Origin of the sequence: Bradyrhizobium septentrionale, from assembly GCF_011516645.4 — a bacterium.
Taxonomy (GTDB): domain Bacteria; phylum Pseudomonadota; class Alphaproteobacteria; order Rhizobiales; family Xanthobacteraceae; genus Bradyrhizobium; species Bradyrhizobium septentrionale.
Genome location: NZ_CP088285.1, coordinates 1,212,394 through 1,228,041 on the forward strand (window position 1 = coordinate 1,212,394; position 15,648 = coordinate 1,228,041).

Here is a 15,648-nt window from a genome sequence, read left to right on the forward strand (position 1 = left end):
GAACAGTGTCATGCTGGAATTGCGCAAGGACCTCTTCGCCGACGAGCGCGACGATAATCTGAAGGAGATCGGCAAGGGCACGCAGCGCCAGGACATGCTCGGCCATGTCACCGGCACCTCGCCCTATTTCGACGACCACAAGCTGCAGGGCATGCTGCATCTGAAGGTGGTCCGCAGCGAACATTCGCACGCCCGGCTGCGCCGCATCGATACCTCGGAGGCCGAGCGGTCGCAGGGGGTACGGCGCGTGATCCGCGCCTCCGACGTGCCGCGCAATTTGAACACGCTGCTCAGCCTGATCAATTTCGGCAAGGACGACGAGCCGTCGCTCGCGGTCGACAAGGTGCGCTACAAGGGCGAGCCGATCGTCGCCATCGTCGCCGACAGCCCGCGCGAGGCGTTTGAGGCCATTGCCAAGGTCAAGATCGACTATGAGCCGCTGCCGGCGGTATTCGACGTCGAGGAGGCGCTGAAGCCTGGCGCGCCCGTGGTCAACGAGGTCTATCCGAAGAACACCTTCACCTATCACGAGACCTACGATCGCCAGCAGCTGCGCTTCGGCGATGCCGACCGCGCGCTGGCCTTGGCTGACCATGTGCTGGAGCAGCGCTACCAGATGTCGCCGATCGAGCACGCGCCGACCGAGACCAACGGCTCGATCGCCGCGCCCGACACCAACGGCCGCTACATCGTCTACACCTCGACGCAGGCCCTGTTCTTCTCGGTCGACACCTGCGCCAAGATCCTCGACGTGCCCTCCAACACCTTCCACTTCATCGGCGGCACGGTGGGCGGCGGCTTCGGCGGCAAGGTCGATACCCTGACCGAGCCGCTGTGCATTCTCGGCGCGATGCTGACCGGGCGCCCGGTGCGCTACGTATTCGGGCGCGAGGAGGAGATGCAATACGGTCCGCCGCGCGGCGCCGAGCGCATCTACATCAAGGATGGCGTGATGCGCGACGGCCGCGTCGTCGCCCGCAAGGTGCGCGCCTATTTCGACAGCGGTGCCTATACGCGGTTGTCGAGCTATGCGGCGGTGAAATGCGCGGCGCATCTGCCCGGCCCCTACACGATCCCGAACGTGCATGGCGACGTCTACTGCGTCTTCACCAACCGCACGCCTGCGACCGCGATGCGCGGCTTCGGCGTCACGGCGATGGATTTCGCCATCGAATGCCAGATGGACAAGCTCGCCCATCTCGTCGGCATGGACCCGATGGAGTTCCGGATCCTCAACGCGTATCGCGACGGCGACATGAAGGCGCACCGCCGCGAGGCCAAGAACACCGCGCTGATCGAATGCGTGCAGGTCGCAGCCGAGAAGGCCAAATGGCCGCTCCGCGAAGAATTCAAGCGCATGTCGTCGCGCAAGGATGGCGGCGGCATCCGCGCCGCCGTGACGCTGACGCCGCGTGAATCGCATGCGCCGGCGCCAGCACCGTCCCAGCAGCGCACGACGTATGACCGCGCGCCGGTCGCGACCCGCGAGCCGCCGCCACCGCCGCCCTCTCCGACGCCACCATCACCTCCGCCGCCGCGGCCGAGCACGCCGTCGCATGGCGCCACCCGCTTCTCTTCCGTCTTCGGCACCAGGAGGCGCTGACCATGACCAGGCATCGCGGACGCGGCATCGCGTCGGTCAATTATCCCATCGGCATGAATCTCGGCGGCGATCCGAGCCAGGCGTTGGTGCATTCCAACCCGAGCGGCAAGTTCACCGTGGCGCTGTCCTCGATCGACCTCGGCCAGGGCATGAAGTCGGTGACGCGGCAGATCTGCGCCGAGACGCTCGGCGTGCCGGTCGAGGACGTCTATGTCGACACCGCGGATTCCGACACCGGCCCGCACTGCATGGGCTCGTTCGCCTCGCGCGGCACCCACCGCGTCGGCAACGCCGTGATGGCGGCGGCGCGGGAAGCGCGCGGCGTGATGATGGAGGCGGCCGCCGAGGAGCTTGAGGTAAACGCCGCCGACCTCGAGACCGACGGTCGCGGCAACATCCACGTCAAGGGCGCACCGCATCGCTCGATCTCGACCAAGGATGTCGCGATCGCCGCGCAGTTCAAGCAGGGCAAGACGATTTCCGGCCGCGGCATCTTCCTGGTGCCGCTGTCCGATGTCGACCCCGAAACCGGCGAGATGTCGCCGGCGACGTGCTACGCGCACGCTTGCCTGGTCGCCGAGGTCGAGGTCGACGACGAGACCGGCGAGGTCGACATGGTCCGGATGGACTCGGCCTATGAGCTTGGCCGTGCGCTCAATCCGCGGCTGGTCGAGCAGCAGCTGGTCGGCGGCGCCTGGATGGGCGTCAGCCACGCGCTCTATGAGACGCCGGAGCCGTATTATCCCGAGCCGGTGCATGGCCCGCGCGACTTCGTCGAATATCTGATGCCGGGGCCGGGCGACATCTGCCCGCACGACATCGCGGTGCTGGAACGCCCAGCTCCCGACGGCCCGTTCGGCGCCAAGGGACCGGGCGAGATGTGCGCCAACCCGGTGCTGCCTGCCGTAGCGAACGCGATCTTCAACGCCGTCGGGGTGCGGATCGACGATCTGCCGATCACGCCGGAGAAGGTGCTGCGCGCGATCAAGGCGCAGGGCGGCGCGCGGCCGCAGCCGCGGCGCTGAGGTCGCTCCATGCCGGTCCGCAGCAACATCGTCGGCATCGACAGCCCCGAGGCACTGGAGAAGGCGCTGCGCGCGGCCTATTACCTTGCTGACGATGGCATCGCGACCGCCTCCTATCTCTCGCTCGCACTCGGGAAGCCGCTGCTGCTCGAGGGCGCGCCCGGCGTCGGCAAGACCGAGGCTGCGAAAGCGATCGCCGCCGTGCTCGGCCGCAAACTGATCCGGCTGCAATGCTATGAGGGCATCGACGCCGCCGCGGCGCTTTATGAGTGGAACTATCCGCGCCAGATGCTGGCGATCCGGCAGGCCGGCGAAGAAAGCATCGACATCTATGGCGACGCCTTCCTGATCGAGCGTCCGATGCTCGCCGCACTGCGCGCGCCCGATGCGACCGTGCTGCTGATCGACGAAATCGACCGCGCCGACCAGGAGTTCGAGGCCTTCCTGCTCGAATTCCTCTCCGACTTCCAGATCTCGATCCCCGAGCGCGGCACTGTGCGCGCCGCCGAGCACCCCGTCATAGTGCTGACCTCGAACCGGACGCGCGATCTGCATGAGGCGCTGCGGCGGCGCTGCGTCTATCACTGGATCGACTATCCGAATGCCGAGCGCGAGGCACGGATCGTGATGATGCGCGCCTCCAGCGTCGCCGAAGCCACCGCCCGCGCCGTGGTCGCCGCGGTCGGTCGGCTGCGCCGCGAGCCGCTCAGCAAGGCGCCGGGCATTGCGGAAGCGGTCGACTGGGCGGAGGCCGCGACCCTGTTGCACAAGGGCGGCGCGCGCTGGCCCGACGCCTTCAAGCGCTCGATCGGCGTTGCGCTGAAGGACGAGGAGGATCTGCATTTCATCTCACCCCGGCTCGATGCATTGATCGCGGAGGCAGCCGCGTGAGCGACGATCTCAGACTGCCGCGCGCCGCGCAGATCTTCGTGTCCTTTGTCGCGCTGCTGCGCGCCAACGGCTTCCTGGTCGCACCGGAGCAGACGACGAGCTTCCTTGCCGCGATCGAATTGCTCGGGCCGCGCAGCCTGGAGCACATCCGCCAGGCCGGGCTCGCGACGCTGGCGCCGCCACCGGGGCGCCGCGCGACATATGACCGTCTCTTCGACATCCATTTCCGCGGCACTGAAGCGATCGAGCAGGCCGAGGGCGAGGACGAGGAGACCGTCCGCCTGCAGGAGGAAGGCCGCGGCGAGGACGAGCCGCCACTCGCCGACGAGGCCAATGAGTCAGGCCTTGCCGCGGCGCGCGCCGAGGCGCTGGTCGAACGCCGCTTTGCCCAGACCCCGACCAGCGATCCGCTGCGGCGGCTGTCGCGCGAGGCGGCAAAGCGGCTGCCGCGGCGGCGTGGCCACCGGCGGCGCCGCGCACGCAGCGGCCCGTTCGCCGATCTGCGCCGCACCCTCCGTGAAAGCGTCCGCAATGACGGCGAGGTGCTGCGGCTCGGCCGGATGCGCCGCCGCCGGCGCCCGCGGAAAATCCTGTTGCTGATCGACGTCTCCGGCTCGATGAAGGCGCGCACCGAGGAGAACATGAGGCTCGCGCATGCGCTGGTGCAGGCGGCCGGCAATGTCGAGGTCTTCACCTTCGGCACAAGGCTGACCCGCGTCACGCGGGCGCTGCGGCTGAAGCGCCGCGAGCAGGCGCTGAACGCGGCCGCGTTCCTGGTCAGCGACTGGGACGGCGGCACCCGTATCGGCGACGCGCTGCAGGCCTTCCTCGCCGTGCCACGGTTCGGCGGATATGCCCGCGGCGCGACGGTCGTGATCGTCTCCGACGGCCTGGAGCGCGGCGATCCGGCCACGCTACGCGATGCGGTCGCAAAGCTGTCGCGCCGGGCCTGGCGCGTGAGCTGGCTGACGCCGCTCGCGACCTCGCCCGGCTTCAGGCCGCAGACCGAGGCGCTGATCGCGATCCAGCGCTTCGTCGACGATCTCGTGGACGGCGGATCGAGCGCGGCGGTGGTCGCGCATCTGCTGTCGCTCGGAACAAGGAGAGCTGCGTGACTGGCATTGTCGACGGACATCATCACATCTGGCGTCAGGCCGATCTCGCCTGGCTGTCCGGCCCGATGCAGCCGCGCATCTTCGGTCCCTATGAGCCGATCCGCCGCGACTACCCGATCGAGGAATATCTCGACGACCTCAAGGGCACCGGCGTCAGCCGCTCGGTCTACGTCCAGACCAACTGGCCGAACGGCCAGTTCGAGGATGAAGCAGCCTGGGTACAACAGACCGCCGATGCGCATGGCTGGCCGCATGCCCTCGTCGCCTATGCCGATTTTTCCGTCGACGATGTCCGCCCGCAGCTCGATCGCCTGAAGCGTTACCCTCTGGTGCGCGGTGTGCGCATGCAGCTGCACTGGCACGACAACCCGCTCTATCGCTTCGCATCGCGACCCGATCTCAGCACCGATCCCGTGATCCGGCGCAATGTCGCGCACCTCGCCGACTATGGCTGGAGTTTTGATCTGCAGGTGTTCGCGCCACAGATGGCCGACGCGGCCGGCCTCGCCGCGACCTGCCCTGACGTGACCTTCATCCTGCAGCACGCCGGCATGCTCGAGGAGCTGTCGCCGCAGGGCCGTGCCGCCTGGCGCGCCGGCATGGCGCGGCTTGCCCAATGTCCGAACGTGGTGTCGAAGCTGTCGGGGCTCGGCACCTTCATCCATCGCAACGATGCCGCGCATATCGCCGGCGTCGTGATCGACACGGTCGCGATCTTCGGCGCGGAGCGCTGCCTGTTCGGCTCGAACTTTCCGATCGAGAAGCTGTGGACCAGCTACCGCGATCTGATCGACGCCTTCAAGGCGGCAGCCGAACGGCTCAGCGGCGAGCAGCGCGAGGCGATCATGGGCACAACGGCGGCGCGGGTCTATCGGCTGGGGCCATAGGCGCGCCGCGAGCACGGATACGACAACGAACACGAATTGGGAGAGGGACAGATGCCGTTGGAGATCAAGATCCTGGACTATGGCGATATCGAGCTGGAATCGAGCTTCCTCGTGCTCGGGCACAATTGCGGCCGCACCCGCCGCGTGCTGACGCTCGGCTTTTTGATCCTCGGCGGCCCCTACCCTGTGCTGGTCGACACCGGCTATCGCTCCAACCAGATCATGGAGACGCTCGGCATGCGCGGCCTCCAGTTCCACGAGAACATGATCGAGAACCAGCTCGCCCGCCACGGCGTGCGGATGGGCGACGTCCGCTTCGTCTGCCACACCCATCTGCACATCGACCATGCCGGCAAGGACGATCTGTTCCCGATGAACACCACCGTCGTCGTCAATCGCAAGGAGCTGGAATACTCGGTCTCCGGCCTGATGCATCCGCAATATCCGGCGCCTGACATCAAGCACCTGATCGATCGGCTGCACGCCAAGAGCGCGCTGCGCTTCCTCGACCTCGAGATCACCGGTCCGGTCGAGCTGATGCCGGGCGTCTATTGCGATGCCGCCAATGCCCATACCGAAGGCTCGATGAACATCCACGTCCATACCGCCGACGGCATCGCGACGATCTGCGGCGACGTGATCTATGATTTCAACGACCAGATCGTCACGCCGTTCAACGAGATCCACGACGCCGAGCCGCGCACCACCGGCAACCACGGCACCAGCAAGCGCGCCGAGAAGGCCGCGATCAAGAAGCTGCTCTCGAGTTCGCGCTATTTGCTGCCGGTGCATGATCGCCCGGCCAAAATCGAGGGCGGCGCGGTCGTCGGCCGCCTGCACGACCAGGTGCCCGGGCCTGTGGTGCAGAGCCTGCCGCAGCGCAATTGGTTCCCGGCATAGGCACAGAGGCCTGTCACGATGACGCATGTCACGCTGCGCGCCGAGTTCGAAGACCTGATCGATCCCTATGCGCCGGTCGGCCAGGTCGGCACCGGCTTCGATTTCACCGAGGGCCCGATCTGGCATCCGCTGGATCACTTCCTGCTGTTCTCCGACATGCCCGGCGACGTGCGCAGGCGCTGGGACGCGCGGCGCGGCGTGGTCGAGGTCAAGCGTCCGTCGAACAAATGCAACGGCATGACCTATGACGCCGACCTCAATCTGATCGTCTGCGAGCACGCGACCTCCTCGCTGATCCGCGAGCGGCCCGACGGGCGGCGCGAAGTGCTGGCCTCGCATTACGAGAACCAGGAGCTCAACAGTCCGAACGACGTCTGCGTACATTCCTCGGGCGCGATCTATTTCTCCGATCCATGGTACGGCCGGATGCCGGTCTATGGCGTCGAACGACCGCGCCAACTCGGCTTCCAGGGCGTTTATCGCGTGCCGCCCGGCGGCGGCGCGCCAAAATTGCTGGTCGACCGCACTCTGTTCGAGCAGCCGAACGGGCTGTGCTTCTCGCCCGACGAGCGCATCCTTTATGTCAACGACACCGTGCAGGCGCTGGTCCGCGCCTTCGACGTGCAGGCCGACGGGTCGCTCGCCAATCCGCGCGTGTTCGCGAGCGGCATTCGCTCCGAGCTCGAGCCCGGCCTGCCCGACGGCATGAAGTGCGACCAGCGCGGCAATGTCTGGGTCACCGCGCCGGGCGGCGTCTGGGTCTATTCGCCTGACGGCAATCTGCTCGGCAAGATCCGCCTGCCCGAGCTCGTCGCCAACCTCGCCTGGGGCGGCGCCGATTTCCGCACGCTGTATCTGACCGCGACCCATTCGGTCTATGCGGTTCCGACCAAGGTTGGGCCACGGCATGAGCCCTATATGAGCGGCAAGCGTGGCGGCGCCGGCGCGGCATCGTCCACGACGCCCACGCCCAATCTCGCGGCCGGCGACATGCAGCTCGATCCGCAGCGCTGCGCGATGATCATCCAGGACATGCAGAACGACGTCATCATGGACGGCGGCGCGTTCGCCGAGTCCGGCGCGCCCGCGCATGCCCGCCAGCAGCATGTCGTCGAGAATGTCCGCCGCGTCGCCGAGGCGGCAAGAGCCCGCGGCGTCGCCATCATCCATGTCTGGTTCGTGGTCGAGCCGGGCGCGCCAGGTGTGACACTCAACGCGCCGCTGTTCGAGGGACTGGTCGACAGCAAGGCGATGGTGCGCGGCAGCTGGGGCGCAGCGCCGGTCTCGGGGCTCGAGCCGCGTCCCGGCGATTTCGTGGTCGAGAAGATGCGGATGAGCGCTTGGGAAGGCACACGGCTCGAGACCATCCTGAAGGCGACCGGCCGCGACATGATCATCAACACCGGCGCCTGGACCAACATGTCGGTCGAGCACACCGCGCGCACCGGCGCCGACAAGGGCTATTTCATGATCGTGCCGGAGGATTGCTGCTCGACCATGAATGCCGACTGGCACAACGCCGCGATCAATTTTGCCTTGCAGAACGTCTCCGTCGTGACCAACGCCGACACCGTCATCAAGGCGCTCGGCTGAGGAGGCGCGGTGCCGAAACTGCTGCACCTCGCCTGCTCTCCCCGCGCCGATTCGGAATCGGCTGATGGTGCGCGCGTCTTTCTCGATCATTTCCGCCGGGCGCGGCCGGACTGGGAGATCGACACGATGAACCTCTGGCGCGAGCCGTTGCCGGAGTTCGAAGGTTATCTGCTCGAGGCCAAATACGCCCGGATCGGCGGCAAGAGCTTCACCAACTCGCAGCACGACGCCTTCGCCGTCGCCGAGCGCCTCGCGCTGCGGCTGTCGCTCGCCGATCGCGTGCTGATCTCGACCCCGATGTGGAATTTCGGCATTCCCTACAAGCTCAAGCAATGGCTCGACGTCATCATCCAGCCCGGGTTGACCTTTCGCTTCGATCCGGCGCTAGGCTATCTGCCGCTGCTCAAGGACCGCCCGACCATCGTGATCATCGCCAGCGGCAGCGACTTCGTTACCGGCATGAACCGCGGCCGCATCGACATGGCGACGCCCTATCTGCGCGAGGCGCTGCGCTTCATCGGCGTCAGTGACGTGCGCTTCGTGCCGATCGGTCCGACCACCGGGCCCACCGAGCCGATCCGCGTGGCCCGCGAGGCCGCGCACCGGAGGCTCGCGGAGATGGCGGGGCGGTTTTGAGCGGGCCTCACGACGTCGCCGCCATCAGTTCCGTCATCCTGAGGTGCGAGCACTTGCGAGCCTCGAGGGATCGACGGCCACCAGCCGGGCCGTACATCCTTCGAGGCTCGCCGAAGAGGCTCGCACCTCCAGCGACAAAGGCGAAGCCTTTGCGCGGGGATGACGGGTCTGGTGTCCGATTCGCATGTCAAACAGCATATTTGGTGTCATCACCCGCGCATGCGGGTGATCCAGTATTCCAGAGACGCCTGTGCTTGAATCGAGAGGCCGCGGCGTACTGGATCGCCCGGTCCCGTCTACGCCAAGGCTTCGACGAGGCCACGAATCCCTGGCACGCCGAAGCTTTAGCGAAGGCGGCAAGCCGGGCGATGACAGGTGTGGATGGGGACGTAGCCTCGCGTTCTCGCGACATGATTCGTCCGAGCTTTGCTCTTGGTCTCGCCTCCCTCTGAACAGAGGGCGCAGGGAAAGCCGGGTGCCGATCGCACCCATGGGCCCCGAGCAAAGGTAGAAAGCTCGGGGGTAGGACCACAGGTGTAACCGGAGCAATCCGGCTTTCCCTGCGCGATGGGCTACGGCTTATACGTGCTCTCCCCGGCGAGACTGGGCTTGTTTGTCACCGCCTTCGCAAGACGCAATCGCGTCTTACAAGGGGACACCGGCCACTAGGGCGTCAGGACCACACGACGTGCTCTCTCCGTATCCGTCACGGCGACAAGCGCACAGGTTACGAAAGCGTTGCACTCATCAATCATCTCGCCCGGGGCCACCCCTCTCCCCACCCCCTCTCCCGCAAGGGGAGAGGGAGCCTTGGGGGCGTGCTCACCTCACGTACGATACTCCGCACTCACCCTACGTTTCTGCAGCGGCAAAACACAGCCGGCACAACAGTCCCGGTGCGTTGTCGCGCAATTCGATCCGCGCACCGTGCAGGCTGGCGACCGCCGCGACCAGGCTGAGGCCGAGGCCGTTGCCCGGCGTGTAGCGGCTCTGTTCGAGCCGGTAGAAGCGTTTGAAGACGCGGTCGTGCTGACCGGGTGGAATGCCGGGGCCGTCATCAGCCACCGCAATCACCGCGCCGCCCTCGTCGTTGTCGCAGGTCACGGTCACCCGCCCGCCGGGGCGGCCATGCTTGATGGCGTTGTCGACGAGATTGGCGATCGCGTCGAACAGCAAATCGCGGTCGCCGGTGACCAGCACCGCGGCATCGCCGGCAAGCTCGAGATGCGTGGTGACCTCCTCGGCCGCGGCATCGTAGAGCTCGACCACTTCGCCAGCGATCTCGACGAGGTTGACGGTGCGGAAGGCGTCCTTGCGGGCCCGCGTCTCGATCTCGGAAATCCGCGTGATCGACGCGAACATTCCGAGCACCGCATCGAGATCGGCGATGGTGTTGCCGATCAGCGCCGCATCGCCCTCGCCGTTGCGGGGGGCGTGGTAGGCCTTTTCGAGCCGGCCGCGCATCCGGGTCAGCGGCGTGCGCAAATCGTGCGCGATGTTCTCGCCGACCTGCTTGACGTCTCCCATCAGGGTCTGGATCCGATCCAGCATCAGATTGAGGTTCTCGGCTACGCGATCCCATTCGTCGTGGCTGCCATGCAGCGGGATGCGCTGGTCGAGCCCGGAGAGCATGATGGCGCGGCTGGTCGCATTGATCGACTCGATCCGGCCGACCGTTCGCCGCGTCACCCCGATACTGGCGACGGCTGCAAGCACGATGATGAGCAGAACAACGGCGATGCCGGCGGCCCTGATCTGTGCCATGAAGCCGTCGAGATCACCGATGTCGCGGCCGACCAGCAGGCGATCGCCGTTTGGCAAGGTTTCCGTCACGGCTCGCACCAGCGTGGTTCCCGCAGCGAGCGACGGCGGCGGCGGCGCGCGAAATTCCACCCATCCCCGCTCCGCAGTGCCCTCGGGCCATTGGCTGAGATTTCCGGCAATCACCGCGGAGCCGGCACCGGCCAGCAGGTAGACGTGATCGGCAAAACCCTTGTCCGCGATCCGCTGTGCGATCAACGCGGCCAGGCCGTCGCGGCCGGACCGCACATAGGCATCGTGCAGGCTGGCCCGTTCGACGGTGATGGCGCGATCGGCCCGATCGCGCGCATAGGACAGCGTCGACCAGTAGACATAGGCAAAGATCGCCGAGACGATCAGGCCGAACGCGCCGATCGCGATTAGCGCCAGGCGGAAGGTCGACGACTTGAGGGTTTTAGCCAGGAGCACGGAGGCAGTACCCGATGCCGCGGATCGTGTGAATCAGCGGATAGGCTTGCTGGTCATCGACCTTGCGGCGCACGCGTCCGACATAGACGTCGATGATGTTGGTCGAGGGATCGAAGTGCAGATCCCAGACATGCTGCAGCAGCATCGCGCGCGACACCACGCGGCCTTCGTTGCGCGCGAGATATTCGAGCAGTTGGAATTCCTTCGGCAGCAGCGGAATCTTGCGGCCGCGCCGGCTCGCCGTCCGCGCGATCAGATCGACCGCGAGGTCGCCGACCCGCAGGATGGTCTCCTTGGCAACGGTCTCGCTGCGGCGGCCCAGCGCCTCCAGCCGCGCCAGCAACTCGACAAAGGAGAACGGCTTGACCAGATAGTCGTCGCCGCCGGCGCGCAAGCCCCGCACGCGGTCGTCGACCTCGCCGAGCGCGCTGATGATCAGGAACGGAACCGCGATGCCGTCGTCGCGCATCTGGCGCATCACTGTGATGCCGTCGATGTCGGGCAGCATGCGATCGATCGTGATCACGGCATAGTCGCGCGCCGCACCCTGGCTCAACGCTTCGCGGCCGTTCGCAGCCAGGTCGACATCGTAGCCGCTGGTGGTGAGCTCCTCGACGAGCTGACCGGCGGTTTCAGGATCGTCCTCGACGACGAGAATGCGGCGGTGTGCTCCGGTCATCATCTTGAACTCCGAGTTGTCTTGAACTCCGAGTCTTCTTGAACTCTTGGAGTTCTCAACTCTCCGGGCGCCCGCCCCGCGACGGCCGCCGCCAGACTATCCCATTCCGGGGCTGGATGGAACGCCTGGCGACGACCGCGACAACGGCGCGGCTGGTTGGGCGATCACCAATAGTCGCCGCACACATTGACCCATTGCAGCCCATACGGCGTCCACGACCTGCGCCAGCAGCCATCGTAATAGCCGCCGGCGTAAACGTAGGGCGCGCCGATGAACGCGAAGCGATGGAAGCGGTGGTGGCGGAAGCCGCCATGATGGAAGAAGCGCGTGCCGTGGACTCCGGCGCCGGCAAATCGCGGGCCGATTGCGGGCGCACCGACGAAGCGGGGGCCACCAACGCGCCCGCCGGCAAAATGCCCGCCGCCGCCCATCGCGGCGAACGCCGCGCCACCACCACGCATACCGCCGCCGAAAGCACCGCCACGCATTCCGCCCATTCCGCCGCCATGCATGCCGCCGCCCATGGCGCCAGCAAAGCCACCGCCATGGCCGCCACCGAAGCCACCGCCGTGACCACCGCCGCCACCGCCATGTCCACCACCGCCTCTGGCGAAGGCTACGGGTGCAAGCGCAACGCTGGCAGCGAGCGTCGCCGCCGTGAGAAACGTGAACAGCCTATTCTTCATCAAATCCTCCCTGATTGGGACCGCGGCGAACCTCTCATCGCCGCAAACAGAGGATGCTCAGAAGACGCAAGCCGATGCCCGACTTCAACTGACAAATGCGCCAGATTCTGACGCCGGATTTAGGATCGGCGCGCGAGCCGGCGCGCGCGGCGACCTTCAAGTGTCCGAATCAAACCACCAGACGATCTCGGAGGCAGGGCAGGCTTCGCGTCACGTCAGGAGCGCTCGCCTTGAGGATGCGCGCGGCACCGGCACACCCCTTGATTATGCGCGATCTCCGTGGTAACTGGGCTTCATGATCAACGTCGTGCGCATCGCGAACCGTAAAAACATGACCCACTCTCGCTGGGCCGTGGAAGGAGTCGTGCGCTAGGAATTCGACGACGCGATCTTTTCACCAGGCCCCGCCGGCATCGGACGGGGCCTTTTATTTGGCCATGCTCCCTGCCGGCACGACAGCAGGAGCATCCGATGCCACCCCAACAGACGAACCTCACCCCCGAGACCGGGCGCGATGCCGCAGGGCTGCGCCTCGACCCCGCCATCGCTCTGGTGAAAGACACCACCGGCGATGCCTTGGCCGAGGCGTGCCCCGATGCCTCCATCGCAGCGCTAAGAGACGCTTTCTCGGAAAAGGAAGCGGCTGGACCACCAGTCGCATCGACGCGGAGCCTCCTGGGTTTGCTCCAGGGATATTGGCGTGCGTTGCGAAATTGGCGCCAACGCGCAAGGTCGCGAGTCAGTTTGCACGACCTCAGCGACAGGGAGCTGATGGATATCGGCCTGACACAAGGTGAGATCGACTGCCTCGTCGCCGGCCGAGCCATTGAAAGGCTCAGAGAAGGCACGACGTATCTTTGGCTGTCTCGTGGTGTGATGTAACTGATGGCAAGTCACCACCAGCTCTGCACATTGAGTGGCTGGCCGCCGGGCGGATCAACGAAGCGTGATCCGCCCCTTTTCTATCGCCGTGATGTGGCGGACGCCAACGCGGCTCAGGTCGGCTTGCCGCGCCCGCTCTTCTCGGCGGCGCGGCGCAGCGCTTCGGCAAGCGCGCCGCCGCCGGACTGCTCGGCCGGCTTGCGCGGAGCCGACGACGTCATCTTGGCCGAGCCGCGCGAAAAATCGCGGGACGGCCCTGCATTGTCCTTCTTCGGCCCGATCTCGTCGTCGAGCCGCAGCGTCAGTGCGATGCGCTTGCGCGCGACCTCGACGTCCAGCACCTTCACCTTGACGATGTCGCCGGGCTTCACCACCTCGCGCGGGTCCTTGATGAAGGTCTTCGACATCGCCGAGATATGCACCAGCCCATCCTGGTGCACGCCGACGTCGACGAAGGCGCCGAAGGCCGCGACGTTGGTCACGGTGCCCTCGAGGATCATGCCCTTCTTGAGGTCCTTGACCTCCTCGACGCCTTCCTTGAACACCGCCGCCTTGAACGCCGGACGCGGGTCGCGGCCGGGCTTCTCGAGTTCGCGCAGAATGTCGGTGACGGTCGGCAATCCAAACATGTCGTCGACGAAGGATTGCGGCCTGAGCCCACGCATCATGTCGGCGTTGCCGATCAGCGCCTTGATGTCGCTCTTGGTCGCCTCAAGGATGCGGCGTACCACCGGATAGGCTTCCGGATGCACGCCGGAGGAATCGAGCGGGTCCTCGCCATTGCTGATGCGCAGGAAGCCCGCGCACTGCTCGAATGCCTTCGGCCCGAGCCGCGGCACCTCCTTCAGCGCCTTGCGCGACTTGAACGGACCGTTGGCATCGCGGTGCTGCACGATGCTTTGCGCCAGCCCTGCGCCGATGCCCGACACCCGCGAGAGCAGCGGCACCGAGGCGGTGTTGGCATCGACACCGACCGCGTTCACGCAGTCTTCCACCACGGCATCGAGCGAGCGCGCAAGCTTGGCTTCGCCGAGATCGTGCTGGTACTGGCCGACGCCGATCGCCTTCGGATCGATCTTGACGAGCTCGGCCAGCGGATCCTGCAGCCGCCGCGCGATCGAGACCGCGCCGCGAATGGTGACGTCGAGGTCGGGCAATTCGTTCGAGGCGAAGGCGGAGGCCGAGTAGACCGACGCGCCGGCCTCGGAGACCACGATCTTGGTCATCTTGCGCTCGGGCAGTCGCTTCACCAACTCGGCGGCGAGCTTGTCGGTCTCGCGCGAGGCGGTGCCGTTGCCGATCGCGATCAGCTCGACGCCGTGCTCGATCGCGAGCTTGCCGAGAATGGCGAGCGCCTCGTCCCAGCGCCGCTGCGGCTCGTGCGGAAAGATAGCCGTATGCGCCACCACCTTGCCGGTCGCATCGATCACCGCGACCTTGACGCCGGTGCGATAGCCGGGGTCGAGCCCCATGGTGGCACGCGCGCCGGCCGGCGCCGCGAGCAGCAGATCGCGCAAATTCGAGGCGAACACGCGCACCGCCTCGGTTTCGGCTGCGGCCCACAGCCGCATCCGCAGGTCGATGTTGAGATGGATCTGGATCTTGGTGCGCCAGGCCCAGCGCACCGTCTCCGTCAGCCACTTGTCGCCCTTGCGGCCCTGGTTGGAGACCGCAAAGCGGTTCATGATCTTGAGTTCATAGATGCCGGGCACGCCGACGGCCGGCGCCTCGGCCTCCGGCTTGATCGCGAGGTCGAGGATCTCTTCCTTCTCGCCGCGGAACAGCGCCAGGATGCGGTGCGACGGCAGTTTCGGCAGCGGCTCGGAGAAATCGAAATAGTCCTTGAACTTCTCGCCTTCGGTCTTCTTGCCGGTGCGGACGGTCGAAGCCATGATGCCGTTCGACCACATCTCCTCGCGTAGCGCGCCGATCAGATCGGCGTCCTCGGCGAAGCGCTCGACCAGGATGGCGCGCGCGCCGTCCAGCGCGGCGGCGACGTCGGCGACCTGCTTCTCGGCATCGACGAAGGGAGAAGCGGCCTCGTTCGGATCGCTTTGCGGCTGCGTCAGCAGGAGATCGGCGAGCGGCTCGAGCCCGGCCTCCTTGGCGATCTCGGCCTTGGTGCGGCGCTTCGGCTTGTACGGCAGATAGATGTCTTCCAGACGGCCCTTGCTGTCGGCGGCCATGATCTGGGCTTCGAGTGCGGCATCGAGCTTACCCTGCTCGCGGATCGAATTGAGCACCGCGGTGCGGCGTTCCTCGAGCTCGCGCAGATAGGTCAGCCGCTCTTCCAGCGTGCGCAGCTGCGTGTCATCGAGCGCGCCGGTGAGCTCCTTGCGGTATCGCGCGATGAACGGCACCGTGGCGCCGCCGTCGAGCAGCGTCACCGCCGCCTCGACCTGCTCGTCGCGAACCCCCAGTTCCTGCGCAATCTGATGATGAATCTTTGCCACGCTCGTCTCTCTGAATCGTCACGCCGCTGATGGCGCGGACGCCGCTTATGAACCATCCCGGAATGATTC

General features: G+C 66.5%; 12 protein-coding genes and 1 pseudogene. 9 read left to right on the forward strand and 4 right to left on the reverse strand.

All coding sequences use genetic code 11. The features are described 5' to 3' along the window. The first annotated feature begins 10 nt into the window (after nucleotides 1–10). From HAP48_RS07695 to HAP48_RS07730, 8 genes are read left to right on the forward strand one after another with little or no spacing between them, the layout of a single operon-like run. Nucleotides 11–1,603 (forward strand): xanthine dehydrogenase family protein molybdopterin-binding subunit, encoded by a 1,593-nt coding sequence (locus HAP48_RS07695; RefSeq protein WP_166214252.1) that lies wholly within the window; start codon nucleotides 11–13, stop codon nucleotides 1,601–1,603. Nucleotides 1,604–1,605: 2 nt separating this feature from the next. Next, on the forward strand, nucleotides 1,606–2,628 hold the full coding sequence (locus tag HAP48_RS07700; RefSeq protein WP_028333322.1) for a xanthine dehydrogenase family protein molybdopterin-binding subunit: 1,023 nt from the start codon (nucleotides 1,606–1,608) through the stop codon (nucleotides 2,626–2,628). Nucleotides 2,629–2,637: 9 nt separating this feature from the next. Further along, nucleotides 2,638–3,519: an AAA family ATPase gene (locus HAP48_RS07705; protein ID WP_166214251.1), complete on the forward strand. Its 882-nt coding sequence runs from the start codon at nucleotides 2,638–2,640 to the stop codon at nucleotides 3,517–3,519. Then, nucleotides 3,516–4,634, forward strand: a complete 1,119-nt coding sequence (locus HAP48_RS07710) for a VWA domain-containing protein (protein WP_166214250.1) — start codon at nucleotides 3,516–3,518, stop codon at nucleotides 4,632–4,634. Before HAP48_RS07705 ends, HAP48_RS07710 begins: the two co-directional genes overlap by 4 nt. Further along, complete coding sequence (locus tag HAP48_RS07715) at nucleotides 4,631–5,521, forward strand: amidohydrolase family protein (protein WP_166214249.1); 891 nt, start codon at nucleotides 4,631–4,633, stop codon at nucleotides 5,519–5,521. Before HAP48_RS07710 ends, HAP48_RS07715 begins: the two co-directional genes overlap by 4 nt. A 51-nt stretch (nucleotides 5,522–5,572) precedes the next feature. Then, nucleotides 5,573–6,421 (forward strand): MBL fold metallo-hydrolase, encoded by an 849-nt coding sequence (locus tag HAP48_RS07720; RefSeq protein ID WP_166214248.1) that lies wholly within the window; start codon nucleotides 5,573–5,575, stop codon nucleotides 6,419–6,421. A gap of 18 nt (nucleotides 6,422–6,439) precedes the next feature. Further along, nucleotides 6,440–8,014 carry an isochorismatase family protein gene (locus HAP48_RS07725; RefSeq protein ID WP_166214247.1) on the forward strand — a complete coding sequence of 525 codons (1,575 nt, stop codon included), beginning with the start codon at nucleotides 6,440–6,442 and terminating at the stop codon, nucleotides 8,012–8,014. Between the two features lie 9 nt (nucleotides 8,015–8,023). After that, entirely contained in the window at nucleotides 8,024–8,650 is a 627-nt protein-coding gene (locus HAP48_RS07730) for an FMN-dependent NADH-azoreductase (protein ID WP_166214246.1), read from the forward strand. A gap of 852 nt (nucleotides 8,651–9,502) precedes the next feature. Here HAP48_RS07730 and HAP48_RS07735 read toward each other — a convergent pair. The 3 genes and pseudogenes from HAP48_RS07735 to HAP48_RS07745 form a co-directional block, all read right to left on the reverse strand. After that, nucleotides 9,503–10,438, reverse strand: a pseudogene (locus HAP48_RS07735) (sensor histidine kinase); the annotation flags it as partial. 427 nt (nucleotides 10,439–10,865) lie between these two features. Continuing rightward, entirely contained in the window at nucleotides 10,866–11,558 is a 693-nt protein-coding gene (locus HAP48_RS07740) for a response regulator transcription factor (protein ID WP_021075850.1), read from the reverse strand. A 164-nt stretch (nucleotides 11,559–11,722) separates the two neighbouring features. Beyond that, on the reverse strand, nucleotides 11,723–12,244 hold the full coding sequence (locus tag HAP48_RS07745; RefSeq protein WP_166214245.1) for a hypothetical protein: 522 nt from the start codon (nucleotides 12,242–12,244) through the stop codon (nucleotides 11,723–11,725). 471 nt (nucleotides 12,245–12,715) lie between these two features. Between HAP48_RS07745 and HAP48_RS07750 the strand changes: the two genes are divergently transcribed. Beyond that, nucleotides 12,716–13,126, forward strand: a complete 411-nt coding sequence (locus HAP48_RS07750; RefSeq protein WP_166214244.1) for a DUF1127 domain-containing protein — start codon at nucleotides 12,716–12,718, stop codon at nucleotides 13,124–13,126. Nucleotides 13,127–13,239: 113 nt separating this feature from the next. Here the strand turns inward: HAP48_RS07750 and HAP48_RS07755 are convergent, their stop codons facing one another. After that, nucleotides 13,240–15,579 carry a Tex family protein gene (locus tag HAP48_RS07755; protein ID WP_166214243.1) on the reverse strand — a complete coding sequence of 780 codons (2,340 nt, stop codon included), beginning with the start codon at nucleotides 15,577–15,579 and terminating at the stop codon, nucleotides 13,240–13,242. Nucleotides 15,580–15,648 lie beyond the last annotated feature (69 nt).

Excerpts from the sequence above, each read along its gene's own strand:
- HAP48_RS07750 (WP_166214244.1), top strand. The coding sequence starts at position 12,716 with ATGCCACCCCAACAGACGAACCTCACCCCCGAGACCGGGCGCGATGCC.
- HAP48_RS07745 (WP_166214245.1), bottom strand. The coding sequence starts at position 12,244 with ATGAAGAATAGGCTGTTCACGTTTCTCACGGCGGCGACGCTCGCTGCC.
- HAP48_RS07725 (WP_166214247.1), top strand. The coding sequence starts at position 6,440 with ATGACGCATGTCACGCTGCGCGCCGAGTTCGAAGACCTGATCGATCCC.
- HAP48_RS07740 (WP_021075850.1), bottom strand. The coding sequence starts at position 11,558 with ATGACCGGAGCACACCGCCGCATTCTCGTCGTCGAGGACGATCCTGAA.
- HAP48_RS07705 (WP_166214251.1), top strand. The coding sequence starts at position 2,638 with ATGCCGGTCCGCAGCAACATCGTCGGCATCGACAGCCCCGAGGCACTG.
- HAP48_RS07695 (WP_166214252.1), top strand. The coding sequence starts at position 11 with ATGCTGGAATTGCGCAAGGACCTCTTCGCCGACGAGCGCGACGATAAT.
- HAP48_RS07700 (WP_028333322.1), top strand. The coding sequence starts at position 1,606 with ATGACCAGGCATCGCGGACGCGGCATCGCGTCGGTCAATTATCCCATC.
- HAP48_RS07720 (WP_166214248.1), top strand. The coding sequence starts at position 5,573 with ATGCCGTTGGAGATCAAGATCCTGGACTATGGCGATATCGAGCTGGAA.